Genomic DNA, 19,301 nt, shown 5'->3' with positions numbered 1-19,301 from the left:
GAGATGTACGCCGGGGTCGCCCCGGTCGCCGCACACCTGGCCCGCCGTCTCCCCAGCGCCCACGTGCACGCCGCCGAGCTCGACGAGCGCGCCCTGGACTGTGCCCGACGGAACCTGCCCGAGGAGGCGACCCTCCACCACGGCGACGGCTGGGTGGCGCTGCCCCCGCACCCGCCCCGCTTCGACGTGATCGCCGCCGTGCCGCCCTACGTCCCCGACGATCAGCTGCGGCTCATGCCCCGGGAGGCGCGCGAGCACAAACCGCTCACGGCGCTGCTCGGCGGCGAGGACGGCCTCGACCACGTACGCCGGATGCTCGACGGTGCCGCCGCGCACCTGACCGCGGACGGGGTGATGCTCCTGGAGATGCACCGCGACCAGGCCATGGCCGCCCTCGACCTCGTCGCGGCCCTCCCCGCGACGGAGCGCCCGTCGGCCGACGTGATCGAGGGCGACGACGGTGCCACCGCCCTGCTGCGCCTGAGGAGGGTCCCCGCCCGCGCGACCGCGCCCGCCCCGGACCTCTTGCTCCTGCGCCGGGTGCGGGACCAGATCGACCGCGAGCACCACGTGCCCCTGGATGTCGAGGCGCTCGCCGCGGGCGTGCACCTCTCCGCCGGGCACCTCAGCCGACGCTTCCGCGAGGAGTACGGGGAGCCGCCCTACTCCTATCTCATGACCCGGCGGGTGGAGCGGGCGATGACGCTGCTGCGCACCGCCGACCGCTCCGTCACCAGGATCTGCATGGACGTCGGCTTCTCGTCGCTGCGCACCTTCAGCACCCGGTTCAAGGAGCTGGTGGGCGTCTCTCCGAGCGCCTACCGCGAGCACGGCGCCGAGGTGCTGGACACGATGCCGCCGTGCATCGCCCGGAAGGTCACCAGGCCGGTCAGGAATCGAGAAGCACCGCGCGCGGAAGGCTCCTCGCGTGGGGTGCATGACCACGACATCGCCCGCACTGACCATCCACTCCAGCTTCCTCCCGCACACCGACCCCGAGGCCTCCCTCGCCTTCTACCGGGACGTCCTCGGCTCCGCAGACCTCGACGTGACCTTCGCGGCGCTCGAGGCCGCCGGCGCCGAGATCGTGCAGGAGCCGGTCGACCAGGACTACGGCATCCGCGACTGCGCGGTGCGGGACCCTGCGGGGAACATGGTCCGCATCCAGCAGGCCCAGTCCTGATCCGTCACCGCACCGCGACCTTTGCACCGCACCGATCAGGACAGGGATCCATGAGCACCGACGACCACACCTCCGGCACCTTCAGCGACGCCGAGAAGGAGGCGATGCGCGCCCGCGCCGAGGAGCTGCGCGCCGAGAAGGCGCAGGGCAAGGGCGCCAAGAAGCGCGAGAGCGACCGGGCCAAGCTCGAGGAGTTGATCGCTGGCCTGCCCGAGGCGGACCGGCGGGATGCGACGCGGGTGCACGAGATCGTCTCCCTCGTCGCCCCGCAGCTGGATGCGCGCACCTGGTACGGGATGCCGGCCTGGGCTCTGGACGGCGACGTGCTGTGCTTCTTCACCCCGGCCTCGAAGTTCGAGGAGCGCTACAGCAGCATCCGCTTCAACGCCGTCGCACAGCTGGACGAGGGGAGCATGTGGGCGGCCTCCTTCGCCGTCACCGAGGTGGGCGATGCCGCGGCGGACAGGATCGCCCTCCTGGTGCGCCGGGCCGTCGAGGGTGGGACCGCAGCAGGCTGAGCCTCAGGCGCGTCGGCACCGCTCGACGCCTCCCGGCACAGGGAAAGGGCCCTGCTCCTCGCGAGGAGCAGGGCCCTGACTTGCAATGATGCTGGAGCGGGCGACGGGAATCGAACCCGCGTAATCAGTTTGGAAGACTGAGGCTCTACCATTGAGCTACGCCCGCGTGCCGCCCCATTGAACCAGATCAGGGCGCAGGAGCACATTCCCCGCGGGCCATACGTGGGCCAGACGACATGCATCTGCTCACAGGCGTCCGGTCCCATCCCGCCGTCGCGCAGGGGGAACGGGTAATATCCCCTGGGTTGCCCTCCGGGGTGTAGCTCAGCTTGGTAGAGCACCCGCTTTGGGAGCGGGAAGTCGCAGGTTCAAATCCTGTCACCCCGACTCCGCCACCGGGTCGCCACCGCGCGAGCTCCGGGGCGCCACCCGAGAACGTCCATCTGCTGTCCATCCACAGGGAGACCTGACCAGTGAAGACCGAGTCCGAGAAGCTCAGCCCCACCCGGGTGAAGCTCACCGTCGAGGTGCCCTTCGACGAGCTGAAGCCCGCCGTCGAGGCCGCCACCAAGAAGATCGCCGATCAGGTGCAGATCCCCGGCTTCCGCAAGGGCAAGGTCCCCTCCAAGCTCGTCGAGCAGCGCTTCGGCCGCCCCGCGATCATGCAGGAGGCCGTCAACGACTCCCTGCCCGACTTCTACCAGCAGGCCGCCGCCGAGGCGGAGCTGAAGCCCGTGGGTCGCCCCGAGGTCGAGGTCACCGAGGTCCCCGGCCTGGACGGCTCCGAGGACGGCAGCCTCCAGTTCACCGTCGAGCAGGACGTGCGCCCCGAGATCGCGCTGCCCGAGTTCTCCGACGTCGAGGTCGAGATCGAGGAGCCCTCGGTCGACGACGACGCGGTCGAGGTGCGCCTGAACGAGCTGCGCGAGCGCTTCGGCACCCTGGTGGGCGTGGACCGCCCCGCCGAGGACGGCGACTTCGTCTCGATCGACATGACCGCCACTATCGAGGACGAGGAGATCGAGTCCGTCGAGGGCGTCTCCTACCAGATCGGCGAGGGCAACATGCTCGAGGGCCTGGACGAGGCCCTGATCGGCCTGTCCGCCGGCGAGACGACCACCTTCGCGTCCAAGCTGGCCGGTGGCGACCGCGCCGGCGAGGAGGCCCAGGTCAAGGTCACCGCGCAGTCCGTCAAGGTCCGCGAGCTGCCCGAGGCCGACGACGAGTTCGCCGAGATGGCCTCCGAGTTCGACACCATCGACGAGCTCAAGGAGGACCTGAAGGTCCAGGCCGCCAAGGACGCTGAGGGCAACCGCGTGGCCCTGGCCCGCAACGCCCTGCTCGAGAAGCTCCTCGACGAGGTCGAGATCCCCATCCCCGACCAGCTGGTGGAGGACGAGATCCTCACCCACCTGCAGAACGAGGGCAAGGAGGCCGGCGACCCGCACGGCGAGGAGATCCGCGAGGACACCGTCAAGGCGATCCGCGCCCAGTTCCTGCTCGACGAGATCAACGGCACCCGCCAGGTCGACGTCGACCAGAACGACCTCATGAGCTACATGACCCAGCTCTCGGCGCAGTACGGCATCGAGCCCAACCAGCTCATGCAGATGCTCGCCCAGTCCGGTCAGCTCGAGCAGATCTTCTCCGAGGTCCAGCGCTCCAAGGCCCTGGACGTGGTGCTCGCGGACGTGACCGTGAAGAACGCCGCCGGCGACGTGCTCGACCTGGGCCTGACCCCGGCCGCCGAGGAGTCCGACGAGGCCGCTGAGTCCTCCGAGGACGCCGAGGAGAAGGCTCCGGCCAAGAAGGCTCCGGCGAAGAAGGCCCCCGCCAAGAAGGCGCCGGCGAAGAAGGCTCCGGCCAAGAAGGCCGCTGCGGCCGACGACACCGCCGAGGCCGACGCGGAGAAGGCCGACGAGGCCGCTGCCGAGGCTCCGGCCGACGAGGCCGCCGAGGAGAAGGCTCCCGCCAAGAAGGCCCCGGCCCGCAAGGCTCCGGCCAAGAAGGCCCCCGCCCGCAAGGCTCCGGCGAAGAAGGCTGCCGAGACGTCCGAGGACGAGGCCGCTGAGGCGACCGACGCCGAGTGACCCCCGGCGCCCCTGAGGGCGCTGCTGCGCGGGCCGTCACCCCTTCGGGGGTGGCGGCCCGTCGCCGTGCCGGGGCACCCAGCTCTGCCGGGGGCGCTCAGCCGCGCCGGGCTGCGAAGCCGCCCCGGACCGCTCAGTCGTGCCGGGGCCGGTAGAGCCGTCCGCAGGTCTGCGGATCCGTCCCGATCGTGCCGGCCGGTTCCCAGCGGACCCGTCGGCCGCCCGGGACCGCGAAGATCCGCGTGCCGTCACCGAGGAAGACCGGCGCCGTCCACACCTGCAGCTCGTCCACGAGGCCGTGCTCGATCGCCTGACGGGCGATGTCGGCGCTGATGATCTGCACGTCCTTCTCGCCCGCGATCTCCTGCGCGCGGCGGATCGCCTCGCGCACGTCGATGTCCAGGGCGAGGACCGAGGGGTCGCCGGCGAGCTCCTCGGGGCGGTGGGTCAGGATGATCTCGGTGCCGGACCATTTCCCTCCGTACGCCTCGGAGGTCAGCTCGTCCCGCTCCCCGGCCTGGGCCCGGGCGGCGTCATACCCGGCACGGCCCGAGATGATCACCCCCACCGCGGCGGCCAGCTTCTCGAGCTGCGGGTCCGCGGCCGGGTCGGGATCGGACGGTGGGACGTCGCCGAGGAAGCTCATGTCATGGCCGGGCCCGGCGATGAACCCGTCCAGCGATGCGGTGAATCCGTAGGCGAGCTTGCCCATGGCGTGCTCCTCGCGAGGTGTGGGGCGCGGAGCCCCCGGAGATCCATCGTCGGCACGGGGTGCGGGGGAGTCAACCGGGGGAGCGGACCGGCATCGCACCCCGGACGCACGAGAGCCCGGTCTCCGTGTGGAGACCGGGCCCTCGAGGTGGTCGCGACGCAGGCGCTGGATCAGCGGTAGGTCACGAAGATCGGGTTGCCCCAGATGTTGCGCTCGGTGACGGAGGCCGGGGTGCGGCCGGCGTCGATGACCTTGCCGTTGCCGGCGTAGATGCCGACGTGGCCGGGCCACGAGACGATGTCGCCGGGCTGGGCCTGGGACTGCGAGATCTGGCGGCCGCCGTTGGTGATCTGGCTGGAGGTGCGGCCGATGTTGATGCCGGTGCCGGAGTAGGCGTAGTTCACGAGGCCCGAGCAATCCATGCCGGAGAAGGAGGAGCCGCCCCAGCTGTAGGGCACGCCGATGGCGGTGCGGGCCTTGTTGACGATCGAGCTGCCGGAGGTGGAGGTGCTCGAGGAGGAGGAGGCGGCCGGAGCGGAGGCACCGCCGGTGGAGACGCCACCGCCGTTGAGGGCGCTGCGGGTGTTCTTGCCGACGACGCCGTCCACGTACAGACCGGCGTCGGACTGGTACTCCTTCACCGCGCTGTGGGTGCGCGGGCCGAACACGCCGTCGACGGCGAGGTTCGCGCCGTTGTTGTTCAGCGCGGTCTGCAGCTCCTGCACGGAGGCGCCGCGGGAGCCCCAGCGGAGCTTCTCGGTGGTGTTCAGGACGGCCGACGGGGCGACCGTGGTGGTGGCGGGGGCGGCCTGCGCGGCCGCGGGGGCGCTCACGGCCGGGGCGGCCGGAGCAGCGGGGGCGGCCTGCGCGGAGCCGGCGAACGCGGTGCCGAGGACCACGGTGCCGAGAACCGCAGCGCCGCCGAGGCCCTTGGCGGCCTGGTGCGCGTGGCGGGTGGGGAGCTGCGCGCGGCCGGGGGCGCGGTGCGAGTTGTGCTGAGCCATGATGTGCGGTTCGTTCCTTCCGATCCCGACCGGAAGGCCGGGGCTGTCCTGCTGGCTGTCGTGACCACCGTTGTCTAGGCGATGGCTCAAAGGTAGAAGCGACTTCCAGCGCGTCACCAGGTGCTTGGCAGAGCCCGACCAGTTACTTGGCGTTCTTTTTACACAGTCGTGCACTCTCGTGACCCTTCCTCGCCCCGTCTTGACGATCTGACGGGGGCGGGGCCACATGTCCGCCTTCCGTGCGCTCGGGCGGCACCCGTCGGCGCCCGGCGGATCCCCGCCGACGATTCCGTCGGCCCCTCGGCCGCCCTGGGGGCCCCGCGGGACAGTGCGCCTGCGGCGAACAGGAGGCCGCGGGCCCCGACCGGCGCATAGAGTCGACCCATCGAAGATTTCCGCGATCAAGGAGCTCCAGTGACCTCAGCGACCTCGATGAACCCCGCGCCCCGCGACGCCGGCGGCGACTCCCCGATGGGCCTCGACGACAACGTGTACCAGCGCCTCCTGCGCGAGCGCATCGTGTGGCTCGGCTCGGAGGTCCGCGACGAGAACGCCAACGCGATCTGCGCCAAGATCCTGCTGCTGGCGGCCGAGGACCCCGAGAAGGACATCTACCTCTACATCAACAGCCCCGGCGGCTCGATCACCGCGGGCATGGCCATCTACGACACCATGCAGTTCGTCAAGCCCGACATCGTCACCGTCGGCATGGGCATGGCCGCGTCGATGGGCCAGTTCCTGCTCTCCTCGGGGGCGAAGGGCAAGCGCTACGCGACCCCGCACACCCGCGTGCTCATGCACCAGCCGCTGGGCGGCCTCGGCGGCACCGCCACCGACATCCGCATCCAGGCCGACCTCATCCTGTCCATGAAGCGCCAGCTCGCCGAGCTGATCGCCGAGCAGACCGGCAAGAGCGTCGAGCAGATCACCGCCGACTCGGACCGCGACCACTGGTTCACCGCGAGCGAGGCCCTCGAGTACGGCTTCATCGACAAGATCGTCACCGGGTCGGGTGACGTCTCCGGCGGCGGCGGCACCGAGGGCTGACCGCGCCCGTCCTTTCCACGACACTCTCGAGACCAGGAGACCCCGTGACCTTCGATCCCCGCACCATCGGCGCGCTGCCCACCGCCCAGGCCGGCGGCTACGGCCGTGGCGCCGCCCCGCAGATGCCCACCTCCCGCTACGTGCTGCCCCAGTACGAGGAGCGCACGGCCTACGGCTTCAAGCGCCAGGACCCGTACACCAAGCTGTTCGAGGACCGCATCATCTTCCTGGGCGTCCAGGTGGACGACGCTTCGGCCGACGACGTGATGGCCCAGCTGCTCGTGCTCGAGTCCCAGGACCCCGACCGCGACATCACGCTGTACATCAACAGCCCCGGCGGCTCGTTCACGGCGCTGACCGCGATCTACGACACGATGCAGTACATCAAGCCCGACATCACCACCGTGTGCCTGGGCCAGGCGGCCTCCGCCGCCGCCGTGCTGCTCGCCGCCGGTACCCCCGGCAAGCGCCTCGCCCTGCCCAACGCCCGCATCCTCATCCACCAGCCCGCCATGGGCGGCGAGGGCGGCGGCGGCCAGGCCTCCGACCTGGAGATCCAGGCCAACGAGATCATGCGCATGCGCGAGTGGCTCGAGGAGACCCTGGCCCACCACTCCGGTCGCACCAAGGAGCAGGTCAGCGTCGACATCGAGCGCGACAAGATCCTCACCGCGCAGGCCGCTCTCGAGTACGGCCTGGTCGACCAGGTCCTGGCTTCCCGCAAGGAGACCAAGGGACAGATCCCGAACTGAGCAGCGTCGCGCCGCGCCCGCCGGAGGACCGTCTCCGCCGGGCGCGGCGCGCATGCTCCCGTCGACGGCGCGGCGAGGTCGACCTCGACCGTGCCCGTCCGGCGGGGGCGCGGAGGAGCGGGGCCCGCGGCAGCGGGCGCTCCGCCTCCCGCGTCGCGACGGCCCCACGCTGTACCGTTGGTGGGGTCCGCGAGAGGGGACCGCCCCGGCCATGCCGCCGGGACGACCGAGGAATGACCGCCCGAGGAGAGGACACGGACATGGCGCGCACGAGCGATGGGGCCGACGTGTTCAAGTGCTCCTTCTGCGGCAAGTCCCAGAAGCAGGTCGAGCGCCTGATCTCGGGGCCCGGTGTGTACATCTGCGAGGAGTGCATCGAGCTCTGCAACGAGATCATCGCCGAGGAGATCCAGGCTGCCCAGCCCGCCTCCGAGGAGCAGGCGCCGCTGCCCACCCCGCGCGAGATCTTCGACTTCCTCGAGGAGTACGTGGTGGGCCAGGAGCCCGCCAAGCGCGCCCTCTCCGTCGCGGTCTACAACCACTACAAGCGCGTGCGCGCTCAGGACGCCGCCCAAGCCGGCTCCGGGGCGAGGAGCGCCGCCGCGGCGCTGGCCGAGGAGGCCGGTGCCGAGCGCGACGACATCGAGGTCGCCAAGTCCAACGTGATGCTGGTGGGGCCCACCGGCTGCGGGAAGACCTACCTCGCCCAGACCCTCGCCAAGATGCTCGACGTCCCCTTCGCCATGGCGGACGCGACCGCGCTGACCGAGGCCGGGTACGTCGGCGAGGACGTCGAGAACATCCTGCTGAAGCTGCTGCAGGCCGCGGACTATGACGTCAAGAAGGCCGAGCGCGGCATCATCTACATCGACGAGGTCGACAAGATCGGCCGCAAGGCCGAGAACCCCTCGATCACCCGGGACGTCTCCGGCGAGGGCGTGCAGCAGGCGCTGCTGAAGATCCTGGAGGGCACGGTCGCCGCGGTCCCGCCGCAGGGCGGTCGCAAGCACCCCCACCAGGAGTTCATCCAGATCGACACGACCAACGTGCTGTTCATCGTCGCCGGCGCCTTCGCCGGCATCGAGGACATCATCGGCAACCGGATCGGCAAGCGCGGCATCGGCTTCGGCTCCGAGCTGCACTCCCCGCTGCAGCAGGAGGCGCTGTACTCCAAGCTCCTGCCCGAGGACCTGCTCAAGTTCGGGCTGATCCCCGAGTTCATCGGCCGCCTGCCGGTCATCACCAGCGTGTCCAACCTCGACCACGACGCGCTGATCACCATCCTCACCGAGCCGCGCAACGCCCTGGTCAAGCAGTACCAGAAGATGTTCGCGCTGGACGGGGTCGAGCTCGACTTCGAGCGCAGCGCCCTGGAGGCGATCGCCGATCGCGCCATCGAGCGGGAGACGGGAGCGCGCGGCCTGCGCGCCATCCTCGAGGAGTCCCTGCAGCCGGTCATGTTCGAGGTCCCCTCCCGGGACGACGTCGTGAAGGTCGTGATCACCGAGGGCGTGATCACCGAGGGCCGCGCCCCGCTGATGCTCACCGGCAAGGACGCGGACCGCCAGGTCGCCTCCCCGCAGGAGCGCAGCGCATGAGCGCAGCCGACGCCTGCCAGGCCGAGGCCCGCCAGGACGCCGGTGCGCCCGCGGGGACCGATCCCGTCGATCCTGCGCGTGAGGCGGAGGTCGCCCGTGCCCGCGAGCTGCTGGGCGAGGAGCGGCGCAGCATCGACAACATCGACGCCGCGCTCGTGCATCTGCTCGCCGAGCGCTTCTCCCACACCCAGCGCGTCGGGGTGCTGAAGGCCGAGCACGGCCTGCCCCCGGCGGATCCGTCCCGCGAGCAGGCACAGATCGAGCGTCTGCGCTCCCTCGCCCACGACGCGGGTCTGGACCCGACCTTCGCCGAGGCGTTTCTGCGCTTCATCGTCACCGAGGTGATCCGTCATCACGAGCGGATCCGCGAGGAGGGTCCGGGGGAGTCCTGACCCCGCCCCGTCGGCCGCCCGTCCGGTGTGTCGAACCCCCGTCGCCCCTGCTGCACCGCTGGTAGCATCGCTGGCATGGCTCGCACCACGTTCCTCGACTGGCCGGTGATCCGGCAGCTGCGCGGAGCGGATCCGACCGGTCGTGGCACCGCCGTCACCTCCGAGCGGACCCGCGGCACCGCACCGCGCACCTCCGACGCCGACGGGATGGCCGAGAGCGTCTGCCCCTACTGCGCCGTGGGCTGCAGCCAGCGGGTGTACCACAAGGACGGCAAGGTCATCCAGATCGAGGGCAACCCGAACTCCCCGATCTCCCGCGGGCGCCTGTGCCCCAAGGGTGCCGCCAGCGAGCAGCTGGCCAACTCCTACCTCCGCCAGACGAAGGTCCGCTACCGCCGTCCCTACGGGACCGAGTGGGAGGACCTCGACCTGGACACCGCGATGGACATGATCGCGGATCGCTTCCTCGAGGCCCGGCGCAAGCACTGGGAGGACGAGGACGCGCAGGGCCGGCCCCTGAAGCGCACGCTGGGCATCGCCAGCCTCGGCGGTGCGACCATCGACAACGAGGAGAACTATCTGATCAAGAAGTTCTTCACCGCCGCGGGCGCCATCCAGATGGAGAACCAGGCCCGCATATGACACTCCGCCACGGTTCCCAGTCTGGGAGCCTCGTTCGGTCGTGGCGGTGCCACGAACACGGTGCAGGACTTCGCCAACGCTGACCTCATCGTCATCGAGGGCTCGAACATGGCCGAGGCCCATCCGGTCGCGTTCCAGTACGTGATCGAGGCGCGCAAGCGCGGTGCCCGCGTGATCCACGTGGACCCCCGCTTCACGCGCACCTCGGCCAACGCCGATCGGCACATCCCGATCCGCACCGGCACGGACATCGTCCTGCTCGGCGGCGTGATCCGGTACGTGCTGGAGAACGAGCTGTACTTCGACGAGTACGTGCGCGCGTTCACCAATGCCTCGACGCTGATCAGCGAGGAGTACGGCGATCCCGAGGACCTCGACGGCCTGTTCTCCGGCTACGACCCGGAGACCGGCACGTACGACAACTCGACCTGGGCGTACGCCGGTGACCCGGACATGGTCGCGCGCGGCCTGCCGGACCGCGACGAGACCCTGCAGCACCCGCGAACCGTGTTCCAGATCCTGAAGCGCCACTACTCGCGCTACACCCCGGAGATGGTGCAGGAGACCTGCGGCATCTCGCCGGAGGACTTCGAGTACCTCGCCCGCTCCATCGCGGAGAACTCGGGGCGCGAGAAGACCACGATGTTCGCCTATGCGCTGGGCTGGACCCAGCACCAGGGCGGTGCGCAGATGATCCGCACCTCGGGCATCCTGCAGCTGCTCATGGGCAACATGGGCCGTCCGGGCGGCGGCATCATGGCGCTGCGCGGCCACGCCACGATCCAGGGCTCCACCGACATCCCCACGCTCTACCACATCCTGCCCGGCTACCTGCCGATGCCGAAGGTGGGCCAGGACGACTTCGGGGATTTCACCCGGGCGGTGGGCACCAAGGAGCAGAAGGGCTTCTGGGCCAACGCCGACATCTACACCATCAACCTCCTCAAGGCCTGGTGGGGGAAGCATGCGACCGCCGAGAACGACTGGGGCTACCACAACCTGCCCAAGCTCACCGGCGCGCACGGCACCTACCAGACCCTGATGCGGATGCTCGAGGGCGGGGTCGACGGGTACTTCCTGTTCGGCCAGAACCCCGCCGTCGGCTCGGCCAACGGTCGCATGCAGCGCCTGGGCCTGACGCACCTGAAGTGGATGGTGGTGCGCGACTTCTACATGATCGAGTCCGCGACCTTCTGGAAGGACGGCCCGGAGATCGAGTCCGGGGAGCTCTCGCCCGAGCAGATCGGCACCGAGATGTTCTTCCTTCCGGCCGCGAACCACACCGAGAAGGCCGGGTCCTTCACCCAGACCCAGCGTCTGGTCCAGTGGCGCGACAAGGCCGTGGACGCGCCGGGCGATGCGAAGAGCGACCTGGAGTTCATGTACGACCTGGGCCGTCGCGTCCGCGAGAAGCTCAAGGACTCCACCGATCCCCGCGACCGGCCGATTCTCGACCTCACCTGGGACTACCCGGTGGACGAGCACGGCGAGCCGGACGCGGAGGCGGTGTTCGCCGAGATCAACGGCCGACACCTGACCGGCGAGAAGGCCGGGCAGCCGCTCGCCGCCTTCGGCGAGATGAAGGCCGACGGCTCCACCATGGGCGGCTGCTGGATCTACGCCGGCGTCAACGCGGGCGGGGTCAACATGGCCCGTCGGCGCACGCCCGGCAAGGATCAGGACGAGACCGCGCTGGAGTGGGGCTGGGCCTGGCCCGCCAACCGTCGCATCCTCTACAACCGCGCCTCGGCCGACGCCGACGGCAAGCCGTGGAGCGAGCGGAAGAAGTGGGTGTGGTGGGACGAGGAGGCCGGGAAGTGGACCGGCAAGGACGTCCCCGACTTCCCGCCGACCAAGCGGCCCGACGACCCCGGTGACCCGACCAAGGGCGGCGCCGCGGCGCTGGCCGGCAACGACGCATTCATCATGCAGTCCGACGGGCGCGGCTGGCTGTTCGCCCCGACGGGCATGGTGGACGGGCCGATGCCCACCCACTACGAGTCCCCGGAGTCCAACGTCCCCAACCCCCTGTACCCGCAGCAGTCCAACCCCACGCGCGTCACCTTCCGGGACGAGGACAACCTCAGCTCCCCGGGCGCGACCGGGAAGGGCGGCGAGGTGTACCCGTACGTCTTCACCACGTACCGGATCACCGAGCACCACACCGCGGGCGGCATGAGCCGCTTCCTGCCCTACCTCGCCGAGCTGCAGCCGGAGATGTACTGCGAGGTCTCCCCGGAGCTCGCCGAGGAGCTGGGCCTGGAGCCCTACGGCTGGGCCACCATCATCTCGGCGCGCAACGCGATCGAGGCGAAGGTGCTGGTCACCGAGCGGATGACGCCGCTTCAGGTGGGCGGGCGCACGATACATCAGATCGGGCTGCCCTTCCACTGGGGCCGCGGTGACGAGGCGATCGTCCAGGGCGACGGCGCCAACGATCTGATCGGCATGAACCTCGATGCCAACACCCAGATCCAGAACAGCAAGAACAACTCGTGCACGATCATCCCGGGGAGGCGCCCCCGCGGCGCCGGGCGGGCGGAGCTCGTCAAGGCGTACCGACGTCGCGCCGGGCTGATCCCCGAGGAGCATCCGCAGGTCGACGGGGCCGAGGGCGCTCCGGGCGCCGGCCCCGCCGCGGACCTCGTCGCGCACGAGGTGCGCGGACCGGAGGAGGCCACCGCGGTGCCCACGGGCGAGTCGTCGATGAAGGGAATGGAGAACCGATGAGCCTGCTCGCAGGACCGGAGGGACCCGCCGCCGACACCGGCTGGGGCCACGACCACGCGCGAAAGGGCTTCTTCACCGACACCTCGATCTGCATCGGCTGCAAGGCCTGCGAGGTGGCGTGCAAGGAGTGGAACCGCAACCCCATCGACGGCAACCTCGAGATCCTCGGATCCAGCTACGACAACACCGGCGCCCTGGGTGCGAACACCTGGCGTCACGTCGCGTTCGTCGAGCAGGGCCAGGAGCGGATCGAGGAGGCTCGCGAGTCCGGGCGGAAGCTCGTCAGCCTCGGCATGCCGACCATCGGCCCGAAGTCCTCCGGGGCCCGCGGTGCGACCCCCGCCGGGGACCTCTCGCAGGTCGACCGCACCCCGCCGGACACCCCCGAGTTCCGCTGGCTGATGTCCTCGGACGTGTGCAAGCACTGTACCAACGCCGGATGCCTGGACGTGTGCCCGACCGGTGCGATCTTCCGCTCCGAGTTCGGCTCCGTGGTCGTCCAGCAGGACGTGTGCAACGGTTGCGGCACCTGCGTGAGCGCGTGCCCCTTCGGGGTCATCGAGCGCCGCGACGACGGCACCGTCTCGCCCTTCGCGCACCGCGAGGAGAAGGACGAACGGGCCCGCACCGCCAGCAAGTGCACGCTGTGCTACGACCGCCTCGTCGACGGCGAGCAGCCCGCCTGCTCCGCGACCTGCCCCACCCAGTCGATCACCTTCGGCGACCACCCCGACCTCAAGGCCGACGCGAAGCAGCGCGTCGCGACCCTGCACGAGCGCGGCATGACCGAGGCGCGGCTGTACGGCGCGAACCCCAAGGACGGCGTGGGCGGCACCGGTTCGGTGTTCCTGCTGCTGGACGAGCCCGAGGTGTACGGCCTCCCGCCCGACCCGCAGGTGCCCACCAAGTCGCTGCCGAGGACCTACGCCCGCACCGGCCTCGCCGCGGCGGGGATGGTCGCGGCCGTGGCCCTGTCCTTCCTGGGGGCCCGCCGATGAGCGTCAGCGAGTTCGACGCCGACCGGCCCCCGCAGCAGCCTCGCCGCCGTGGAGGCGGCAGAGGGCGTCGCCGCCGCAGCCTCGGCGAGGTCGGCATGGGCGACGGGTCCCGTGAGGGCGCGGTCGTCGAGGACGTCGAGTTCGAGCGGTCCGACGAGTACGACTCCTACTACGGCCGCCCCGTCGTCAAGGCGCCGCCGTGGGAGGCGCCGATCGCCGTGTACCTGTTCCTCGGCGGCGTCGCCGGCGGGTCCGGGCTGCTGGCCTTCGGTGCCCAGTGCACGGGCCGGCCCGTGCTGCGCCGCAACGCCCGGCTGACGGCGCTCGGCGCCGTGGGCCTCGGCACCGTCGCGCTGATCGAGGACCTGGGCCGCCCCGAGCGGTTCCTGAACATGATGCGCACCGTGAAGATCACCTCCCCGATGAGCCTCGGGACCTGGGTGGTGGCCGGCTACGGCACCGTCTCCGGCGTGCTCGCCGCGCTCGAGGTGGACACTCTGACCGGGGAGCGCGTGCCGCTCGGGCCGCTGCGCACCCTGCTCCGCGGCGTGGAGGGCCCGGTGTCCGTGGCCCAGGCCGGACTCGCCCCACTGCTCGCCTCGTACACCGGTGCGCTGCTGGGCAATACCGTGGTCCCCACCTGGGAGGCCGGCCGCGGCCACCTCTCCTACCTCTTCGTCTCCTCGGCGAGCCTCGCCGCGGGCGGCGCCGCGATGCTCAGCACCCCGGTCGCCGAGGCCGGTCCGGCCCGCCTGCTCGCCACCGCCGGGGTCGCCGGCGACGTGGCGAGCATGCACCTGATGAAGGAGTCCATGCATCCGCTGGAGCGGGAGCCGCTGGAGACCGGCAGGGCCGGGGCGATGCTGAAGTGGTCCGAGCGCCTCGCGATCGCGGGCGGCATCGGCACCCTGCTCGGCGGGCGCAACCGGTGGATCGCCGCCGCGAGCGGCGCCGCGCTGCTGGCCTCCTCGGCACTGACCCGCTTCGGGGTGCTCGAGGCCGGGCTCGAGTCCGCCAAGGACCCGCGCCGCGTCATCGAGCCGCAGAAGGCGCGCCTGGCCGCCCGCCGCGCCGCCGGCATCACCGACGACTCGATCACGACCGTCGGCTGAGGCGGGCCGGCCTGGGCCCGCCGGGTCGCCCGGGACTCAGCGCACTTCGATGCCCTCGCCCGCGACGGTCTCGCCGATCACCGGGTAGCCGGGCACCTCGCCGACCACGAGCAGACCGCCCGAGGTCTGCGCATCCGCGAGCATCAGCAGATCGTCCTCGGTGATCCCGGCGCCCGGGCGCACCGCGTGGCGCACCCAGTGGAGGTTGCGACGGGTACCGCCGGAGACGAACCCGTCCCGCAGCGCCTCCGCCGCCCCGTCGACCAGCGGCACGGCGGCGCGATCGATCACCGCGCCCACGCCGGAGGCGCGGCCCATCTTGAACAGGTGCCCCAGCAGACCGAAGCCGGTGATGTCGGTGGCCGCGCGCACCCCGGCCGCGAGCGCCGCCTTCGAGGCGTCGCGGTTCAGGGTCGTCATCGTCTCGATCGCCGAAGGGAACACGTCGCCGGTGGATTTGTGGCGGTTGTTCAGCAGGCCCACGCCGAGCGGCTTGGTGAGGGTCAGCGGCAGGCCCGCCTCCGCGGCGTCGTTGCGCAGCAGGCGGTCCGGGTGGGCGGTGCCGGTGACGGCCATGCCGTACTTCGGCTCCGGATCGTCCACCGAGTGCCCGCCGATCACCGGGACGCCGGCCTCCTTGGCGACGGCGAGGCCGCCTTCGAGGACCCGCTGCAGGAGCTCGTAGGGCAGCACCTCGCGCGGCCAGCCCACGAGGTTGATCGCGACCACCGGGTCGCCCCCCATCGCGTAGATGTCCGAGAGGGCGTTGGCCGCAGCGATTCGGCCCCAGTCGTAGGGGTCGTCGACCACGGGGGTGAAGAAGTCCGCGGTGGAGAGCACGGCGGTCTGGCCGTCCGGCCCGCCGATCCGCACCGCTGCGGCGTCGTCGCCGTCGTCCAGCCCCACGATGACCTGGTCGTAGCTCTGCTCGGCCAGCGACGAGACGACCTCCTCCAGCTCGCCCGGCGGGATCTTGGAGGCGCAGCCGCCGCCGTGGGCCATGGTGGTCAGACGGATCGAAGGACGGGACAGGGGTTGGATCGTGCTCTCGCTCATGGCACGACCATAGTCCGCTCCCGCCCTCCGGCGGCGGGAGTCGTCGCAGGTCCCGCGGTGATACGGTGGGCGGCGGAGGCGTACGTGTCCTGGTGGGCGCCCCGGTCTTCAAAACCGGTGAGACCGAGCATCTCGGTCTGGCGGGTTCGATTCCCGTCCGCCTCCGCCACGCCACCGTCCCATCGGCCCCGCCGCAGCCGCCGACCGACGGACGTCCGATCCCGTGCGCAGGAGGTCCCGTGCCGCAGTCCCCGACCGGCGACCAGGGCGCGCAGGACCCTCGTCGCCGCATCCCGCGCACCGATCATCTGCTCGCCCTGCCCGAGGTCGTCGCCGCGAGCGGGTCGATGGGGGAGCGGGTGGTGCGCGACGTGGTCCGCGCCGCCCAGGACCGTGCCCGCCGCGGGGAGATCGCCCCGGAGGATGTGCAGGCCGCGGTGCTCGCCGCGCTCGGGGAGCACAGCGCCTCCTCGCTGCGTCCGGTGCTGAACGCGACCGGGGTCATCGTTCACACGAACCTCGGCCGGGCCCCGCTCTCCGCCGCCGCCCGGCAGGCCCTGCAGGACGCGAGCGGGTACACCGACGTCGAGTTCGACCTCGCCACCGGTGCCCGCGCCCGCCGCGGCGCCGGTGCCCGGGCCGCTCTGCTCGCCGCCTGCCCCGCCGCGGAGGACGCCCTGGTGGTCAACAACGGCGCCGCCGCCCTGCTGCTGGCCACGACCGCGCTCGCCGCGGGCCGAGAGGTGCTGTGGAGCCGCGGCGAGCTCGTGGAGATCGGGGCCGGCTTCCGCCTCGCCGAGCTCGTCGCCTCCGCCGGGGCGCAGGTGCGCGAGGTCGGCACCACCAACCGCACCCACGCCGCGGACTACCGCGACGCCCTCGCGGGCGGGACCGTCGGCGCGGTCCTCAAGGTCCACACCAGCAACTACCGCATCGAGGGATTCACGAGCGAGGTCGGCATCGCCGAGCTCGCAGGGATCGCCCACGCCCACGGCGTCCCGCTCATCGCGGACCTCGGCTCCGGGCTGCTGGCCCCGGAGCCGGCCCTGCCCGCCGAGCCCGACACCGCCACTGCCCTCGCCGACGGCGCGGACGTGGTCCTCACCAGCGGCGACAAGCTGCTCGGCGGCCCCCAGGCCGGGATCCTGCTGGGCCGCGCCGAGGTCATCGCGCGCCTGGCCCGCCATCCGCTCGCCCGTGCGGTCCGCGCCGACAAGCTCGCCCTCGCCGCGCTCGAGGCGACCCTCGCCGGACCGGTCCCGCCCGTGCTCGCCGCACTGCGCCAGGACCCGGTGGCGCTGCGGGAGCGCACCGCGCGCCTCGCCGAGCGCGTCGGCGGCAGCGTCGTCCCGCATGACGGCCGCGTCGGCGGCGGGGGAGGAGCCGAGGTGCCCCTGCCCGGCTGGGCCCTCGCCCTCGAGCCCGGGCTCGCCGCGCCCCTGCGCGCCGGGGAGCCCGCCGTGGTCGCGACCGTCCGCGACGACGCCTGCCTGCTGGACCTGCGCTGCGTGCCGGGCGAGGCCGACGACACCCTCGCCGCCGCGATCGAAGCCGCCCGCGCGGGTGCGGTCATCACCGCCGACGGGAAGCGCTGATGCAGGTCATCGCGACCGCCGGGCACGTCGACCACGGCAAGTCCACCCTCGTGCGCGCCCTGACCGGCATCGAGCCGGACCGCTGGGACGAGGAGAAGCAGCGCGGCCTCACCATCGACCTCGGCTTCGCGTGGACCCAGCTTCCGTCCGGCCGCGAGGTCTCCTTCGTGGACGTCCCCGGCCACGAGCGGTTCCTCGGGAACATGCTCGCCGGCATCGGCCCGGCCCCCATCGTCTGCTTCGTCGTCGCGGCCGACGAGGGCTGGCAGGCCCAGTCCTCGGACCATCGCGACGCCGTCGCGGCCCTCGGCATCGACCAGGGGCTGCTGGTGATCACCCGCGCCGACCTCGCCCCGGACCGCGTCGACGCGGTCGTCGCCGAAGCCCGACAGGAGCTCGCCGGCACCGGCCTCGCGAATGCTCCGGCGGTCGCGGTCTCCGCCGTCACTGGGCAGGGGATGGACGCGCTGCGCGACGAGCTGGACCGGGCGGTCGAGGCGGCGCGCCTGCCGTCGGCCGCCGCGCCCGTACGGCTGTGGGTGGACCGTGCCTTCTCCATCTCCGGCGCCGGGACCGTGGTCACCGGCACCCTCGCCGCCGGAACCCTCGCCCCCGAGGACCGGCTCGAGCTCGTCGGCGCCGCCCACAGCGGCGAGGTCGCCGTGCGCGCCGTGCAGAGCCGCGGCGGCCCCGTGGACGCGCTCGGCCCCGTCAGCCGTGCCGCCGTGAACCTGCGCGGCGTCACCACCGAACAGGTCCATCGCGGGGACGCGCTGCTGACCCCCGGCGCCTTCGCGCGCACTGCGCTCGTGGACGTGCGCCGCACCAGCGGCGTGGACCTCGAGAGCGCCCCGGGGGAGCTCGTCGTGCATGTCGGCACCGCCGCCGTGCCCGCCCGCGTGCGCCCGCTCGGCGAGGACCACGCCCGCCTCACCCTGGACCGTGAGCTGCCGCTTCGCGTCGGCGACCGGATGGTGCTGCGCGGCAGCGGCTCCCGCAGCGTCCGCACGGGCGTGCAGATCCTCGACGTGGACCCGCCCTCCCTCACCCGCCGCGGCGACGGTGCCCGACGCCGTGCGGCGCTCGAGGCCATGCCCGTCGGCGGCGACCTCGTCCACGAGGTGACCCGCCGCGGGGTCGTCCGCCGCGAGGAGCTGGCGCGCTACGGGATCGAGGTGCCCGAGACACTGCCGGACGGGATCACCGGGCACGGGCCCTGGCTCGTGGACGGCGCAGCATCGACTGCCTGGAGCGAGCGGCTCGCCGCGCTCGTCGAGCGTGACCGCCGCGAGGACCCTCTCTCCGCCGGGGTACCGCGCAAGGCCGCGATCGACGCGCTCGGCCTGCCCGATCCCACCCTGCTCGACGCGGTGGTCACTGCCGCGGGTCTGCGCCAGGAGGCCGGCCGGGTGCGCGACCCGCAGACGGTCGCCGGGCTCGGCGCGGCCGAGCAGGCCGTGGCGGAGCTGGAGAAGCGCCTGGCCGCAGCACCCTTCCGCGCCCCGGAGTCCGACGACCTCACCGCCCTGAAGCTCGGGCCGAAGGAGATCGCGGCCGCGGCCGCGCAGGGGCGCCTGCTGCGCCTGGCCGACGGGGTGGTGCTGCTGCCCACCGCTCCCGCGCTCGCCATGCGCGAGCTCGCCCGGCTCGACCAGCCCTTCACCACCAGCCAGGCCCGTCAGGCGCTGGACACCACGCGCCGCATCGTCATCCCGCTGCTCGAGCACCTCGACTCCCGCGGCTGGACCCGGCGCCTGGACGCCGGGCACCGCGAGATCGTGCGCTGAGCACGCCGCCCCGCCACGGGCGCCGGGACGGCGCGCGCAACGGGGCGGGGACCTGCGGAGGGGCGGAGGCCGTGCCTTCGGGAGT

At 72.1% G+C, this 19,301-nt stretch carries 14 protein-coding genes, 3 tRNA genes and 1 pseudogene; 14 read left to right on the top strand and 4 right to left on the bottom strand.

Annotated features, from left to right (window positions below; translation table 11 throughout):
* Positions 1-480 precede the first annotated feature (480 nt).
* Together HNR70_RS15595 and HNR70_RS15895 are read left to right on the top strand one after the other, a co-directional pair.
* A pseudogene (locus HNR70_RS15595) lies at positions 481-918 on the top strand (helix-turn-helix transcriptional regulator); the annotation flags it as partial.
* A gap of 19 nt (positions 919-937) precedes the next feature.
* Positions 938-1,183: a VOC family protein gene (locus tag HNR70_RS15895; RefSeq protein ID WP_246375629.1), complete on the top strand. Its 246-nt coding sequence runs from the start codon at positions 938-940 to the stop codon at positions 1,181-1,183.
* Positions 1,184-1,793: 610 nt separating this feature from the next.
* Here HNR70_RS15895 and HNR70_RS09870 read toward each other — a convergent pair.
* Positions 1,794-1,867, bottom strand: a tRNA-Gly gene (locus tag HNR70_RS09870).
* A gap of 147 nt (positions 1,868-2,014) precedes the next feature.
* Between HNR70_RS09870 and HNR70_RS09865 the strand changes: the two genes are divergently transcribed.
* Together HNR70_RS09865 and tig are read left to right on the top strand one after the other, a co-directional pair.
* Positions 2,015-2,088 (top strand) — tRNA-Pro (locus HNR70_RS09865).
* An 86-nt stretch (positions 2,089-2,174) separates the two neighbouring features.
* Positions 2,175-3,791 carry a trigger factor gene (gene tig / locus HNR70_RS09860; protein ID WP_184325503.1) on the top strand — a complete coding sequence of 539 codons (1,617 nt, stop codon included), beginning with the start codon at positions 2,175-2,177 and terminating at the stop codon, positions 3,789-3,791.
* A 133-nt stretch (positions 3,792-3,924) separates the two neighbouring features.
* Here the strand turns inward: tig and HNR70_RS09855 are convergent, their stop codons facing one another.
* Together HNR70_RS09855 and HNR70_RS09850 are read right to left on the bottom strand one after the other, a co-directional pair.
* A complete protein-coding gene (locus HNR70_RS09855) occupies positions 3,925-4,503 on the bottom strand; it encodes a dihydrofolate reductase family protein (protein WP_184325502.1) in 579 nt (192 codons plus the stop codon).
* Positions 4,504-4,673: 170 nt separating this feature from the next.
* Positions 4,674-5,507, bottom strand: coding sequence for a C40 family peptidase (locus tag HNR70_RS09850; RefSeq protein WP_184325501.1), 834 nt, complete (start codon positions 5,505-5,507; stop codon positions 4,674-4,676).
* 432 nt (positions 5,508-5,939) lie between these two features.
* Here HNR70_RS09850 and HNR70_RS09845 point away from each other — a divergent pair, with 432 nt between their 5' ends.
* The 7 genes from HNR70_RS09845 to nrfD all read left to right on the top strand — a co-directional run bounded on the left by HNR70_RS09845 (position 5,940) and on the right by nrfD (position 14,778).
* Positions 5,940-6,554: an ATP-dependent Clp protease proteolytic subunit gene (locus HNR70_RS09845; RefSeq protein WP_184326634.1), complete on the top strand. Its 615-nt coding sequence runs from the start codon at positions 5,940-5,942 to the stop codon at positions 6,552-6,554.
* A 44-nt stretch (positions 6,555-6,598) separates the two neighbouring features.
* Positions 6,599-7,306, top strand: coding sequence for an ATP-dependent Clp protease proteolytic subunit (locus tag HNR70_RS09840; protein ID WP_312857628.1), 708 nt, complete (start codon positions 6,599-6,601; stop codon positions 7,304-7,306).
* Between the two features lie 260 nt (positions 7,307-7,566).
* Positions 7,567-8,904, top strand: a complete 1,338-nt coding sequence (gene clpX, locus HNR70_RS09835) for an ATP-dependent Clp protease ATP-binding subunit ClpX (RefSeq protein ID WP_184325500.1) — start codon at positions 7,567-7,569, stop codon at positions 8,902-8,904.
* On the top strand, positions 8,901-9,296 hold the full coding sequence (locus HNR70_RS09830) for a chorismate mutase (RefSeq protein ID WP_184325499.1): 396 nt from the start codon (positions 8,901-8,903) through the stop codon (positions 9,294-9,296). Before clpX ends, HNR70_RS09830 begins: the two co-directional genes overlap by 4 nt.
* Before the next feature lie 75 nt (positions 9,297-9,371).
* Entirely contained in the window at positions 9,372-12,668 is a 3,297-nt protein-coding gene (gene fdnG / locus HNR70_RS09820; protein ID WP_246375195.1) for a formate dehydrogenase-N subunit alpha, read from the top strand.
* Positions 12,665-13,666: a 4Fe-4S dicluster domain-containing protein gene (locus tag HNR70_RS09815; RefSeq protein ID WP_184325496.1), complete on the top strand. Its 1,002-nt coding sequence runs from the start codon at positions 12,665-12,667 to the stop codon at positions 13,664-13,666. The genes fdnG and HNR70_RS09815 overlap by 4 nt, the downstream gene beginning before the upstream one ends.
* Positions 13,663-14,778 (top strand): NrfD/PsrC family molybdoenzyme membrane anchor subunit, encoded by a 1,116-nt coding sequence (nrfD, locus tag HNR70_RS09810; protein ID WP_184325495.1) that lies wholly within the window; start codon positions 13,663-13,665, stop codon positions 14,776-14,778. Before HNR70_RS09815 ends, nrfD begins: the two co-directional genes overlap by 4 nt.
* A 36-nt stretch (positions 14,779-14,814) precedes the next feature.
* Here the strand turns inward: nrfD and selD are convergent, their stop codons facing one another.
* Complete coding sequence (gene selD, locus HNR70_RS09805; protein ID WP_184325494.1) at positions 14,815-15,834, bottom strand: selenide, water dikinase SelD; 1,020 nt, start codon at positions 15,832-15,834, stop codon at positions 14,815-14,817.
* Positions 15,835-15,908: 74 nt separating this feature from the next.
* Between selD and HNR70_RS09800 the strand changes: the two genes are divergently transcribed.
* The 3 genes from HNR70_RS09800 (at position 15,909) to selB (ending at position 19,216) form a co-directional block, all read left to right on the top strand.
* Positions 15,909-16,003 (top strand) — tRNA-Sec (locus HNR70_RS09800).
* 70 nt (positions 16,004-16,073) lie between these two features.
* Positions 16,074-17,429 carry an L-seryl-tRNA(Sec) selenium transferase gene (selA, locus tag HNR70_RS09795; protein ID WP_184325493.1) on the top strand — a complete coding sequence of 452 codons (1,356 nt, stop codon included), beginning with the start codon at positions 16,074-16,076 and terminating at the stop codon, positions 17,427-17,429.
* Positions 17,429-19,216 carry a selenocysteine-specific translation elongation factor gene (gene selB / locus HNR70_RS09790; RefSeq protein WP_184325492.1) on the top strand — a complete coding sequence of 596 codons (1,788 nt, stop codon included), beginning with the start codon at positions 17,429-17,431 and terminating at the stop codon, positions 19,214-19,216. The genes selA and selB overlap by 1 nt, the downstream gene beginning before the upstream one ends.
* The last annotated feature ends 85 nt before the right edge of the window (positions 19,217-19,301 follow it).

This window comes from Brachybacterium aquaticum (genome assembly GCF_014204755.1).
Lineage (GTDB): Bacteria > Actinomycetota > Actinomycetes > Actinomycetales > Dermabacteraceae > Brachybacterium > Brachybacterium aquaticum.
Note: the sequence above shows the minus strand (reverse complement) of the source record. Positions and strands in the feature narration are given on the sequence as shown.